We start from the raw sequence: 565 nt of genomic DNA, 5'->3' as shown, positions 1-565 counted from the left end.
CCGGCCGCGTCGACGGCGCAACGCGACCTGCCGCGCACGACCGTCCTGCGCGACTTCCTGACGACGTTCGGCCTGACGCTGTCGAACCCGATGACGATCCTGTCGTTCGTCGGGATCTTCGCGGCGCTCGGCCCGCTGTCGGGAGCGCGGGAAGGCGCGATGTGGCCGGCCGTGGCGCTGATGGTCGCCGGTGTGTTCATCGGCTCCGCGACGTGGTGGCTGTGCCTGAGCGGTACGACCGCCGCGCTGCGCACGCGGATGTCGTTCGCGTTCATGCACGGGCTGTCGCGCGTGTCGGCCGCGGTCGTCGCGGTGTTCGGCGTGATTCAGGTGGTCGCGGGCGTGCGCGCCGTCATTTAGGCCGAGGCGTCGCGCGCATCGCGCTGCGACCGGATCGCGTCGATAGTCGTCCGGATATGCGCGAGCAACTCGACTAACACCGCCTTCCTGAAAAACTGGTTCATCCGCGTGCTGACGACGAGATCGGCCGGCAACGCGTCGATCGCACGCTGAACCGACAGCAGATCGTCGGCGAGCCGTGCCAGCGCGGCGCGATCGAGCGTGC

General features: G+C 69.4%; 2 protein-coding genes. One reads left to right on the top strand and one right to left on the bottom strand.

The genetic code is table 11. From position 1 onward, the window contains the following. Window positions 1–360 (top strand): LysE family transporter (locus L810_RS43140; RefSeq protein ID WP_042978447.1); only part of this gene is annotated, 360 nt, incomplete at its 5' end. Here L810_RS43140 and L810_RS48270 read toward each other — a convergent pair. Further along, on the bottom strand, window positions 357–565 hold a 209-nt coding region (locus L810_RS48270), incomplete at its 5' end, for a DUF6331 family protein (RefSeq protein ID WP_042978446.1). The two genes, L810_RS43140 and L810_RS48270, sit on opposite strands and share 4 nt — an antisense overlap.

It is taken from the genome of Burkholderia sp. AU4i (assembly GCF_000466765.1).
GTDB lineage: Bacteria > Pseudomonadota > Gammaproteobacteria > Burkholderiales > Burkholderiaceae > Burkholderia > Burkholderia cepacia.
Note: the sequence above shows the minus strand (reverse complement) of the source record. Positions and strands in the feature narration are given on the sequence as shown.